Raw genomic sequence first — 1,376 nt, 5'->3', positions numbered from 1 at the left:
GAGTAATGAGCGAAAGTTGGTGATGCCCTGAGGGGCGGCATATCATGGCGGTGTTCACGCGCCGTCAATTCTCAGCCGAGAAAGGGATATGCCACATGCCAGAGAATACCATCACCCAACTCCCCGATCCATCGGGATTTAGCGCCGATGCATTCACCGACGTTCTCCGCAATGGCGCGCGCAAGTTGATTGAACAGGCGATCCACGCCGAGCTGGCCACGCTCATGGCCGCCTTTTCCAAGGAAAAGCTTGAGGATGGGCGTGCGCGCCTGGTGCGCCATGGCCATCTGCCGGAACGAAAGGTGATGACCGGGATCGGTCCGGTGCCGGTGAAAGTGCCACGGGTGCGAGATCGCAAGCCTGGTGAGGACAAGATCACCTTCACGCCCAGCATCCTGCCGCGATACCTGCGCAAGGCGAAATCAGTGGAGGAGCTGCTGCCCTGGCTTTATCTCAAGGGCGTCAGCACGGGTGATTTCAGCGAAGCCTTGGCAGCGCTTCTCGGCCCAAACGCCCATGGGCTTTCCGCCAAGACAATCACGCGGCTGAAGGCGGATTGGTGGAACGACTATGAGGCCTGGCAAAGGCGCGACCTGAGCCATCGGCGCTTTCTCTACATCTGGGCTGACGGGGTGTATTTCAAACCGCGCATGGCTGAGGAAAGGCAATGCGTTCTGGTGATCGTCGGGGCCGATGAATATGGCCACAAGGAGCTTCTGGCGATGATCGACGGCTTCCGCGAAAGCGCTGAGAGCTGGCGTGAGCTTTTGCTCGATCTGCGGCGCCGGGGCCTGAAGCAGGATCCCAAGCTGGCCATCGGCGACGGCGCGCTCGGGTTCTGGACCGCCCTGCGCGAGGTCTTTGCTACCACGCGCGAACAGCGCTGTTGGGTCCACAAGACAATGAACGTGCTCAACGCGCTGCCAAAGTCGCTGCAGGACAAGGCCAAGGGTCATCTCCATGACATCTGGCAGGCGGAAACCAAGGCCGGGGCCGGCGCTGCTTTCGATTTCTTCGTCGAAACCTACGGCGTCAAATACGACAAGGCCGTTGCCAAGCTGGTCAAGGATCGCGAGGCGCTTCTGACCTTTTACGACTACCCGGCCGAGCACTGGAAACACATCCGGACATCGAACCCAATTGAAAGCACCTTCGCGACCGTTCGGCACCGCACCAAGCGCACCAAAGGTTGCCTCAGTCGCAGGACCGGGCTGGCCATGGCCTTCAAGCTGATGATGTCAGCGCAGGGGAAATGGCGCAAACTCGATGGCCAGAACCGTCTGCCGGAGATCATCCAGGGGGTTGAGTTCCGCGACGGCCTCCGCCAACTTCAAGTCGCCGCCTGATCAAGCGTCACCAACTTTCGCCCATATCTC

1 protein-coding gene is annotated in these 1,376 nt (G+C 60.2%); it reads left to right on the top strand.

What is annotated here, in order from left to right; all coding sequences use genetic code 11:
* The first annotated feature begins 95 nt into the window (after nt 1–95).
* A complete protein-coding gene (locus tag NYR58_RS20350) occupies nt 96–1,346 on the top strand; it encodes an IS256 family transposase (RefSeq protein WP_036744357.1) in 1,251 nt (416 codons plus the stop codon).
* The last annotated feature ends 30 nt before the right edge of the window (nt 1,347–1,376 follow it).

The sequence above is a fragment of the Chelativorans intermedius genome, from assembly GCF_025398255.1.
In the GTDB taxonomy this organism is placed as follows: Bacteria; Pseudomonadota; Alphaproteobacteria; order Rhizobiales; family Rhizobiaceae; genus Chelativorans; species Chelativorans intermedius.
The sequence above is the reverse complement of the archived record's forward strand: the minus strand, read 5'-3'. Positions and strand labels throughout refer to the sequence as shown.

Coding starts and splice junctions, on each gene's coding strand:
- NYR58_RS20350 (WP_036744357.1), top strand. CDS start 96: ATGCCAGAGAATACCATCACCCAACTCCCCGATCCATCGGGATTTAGC.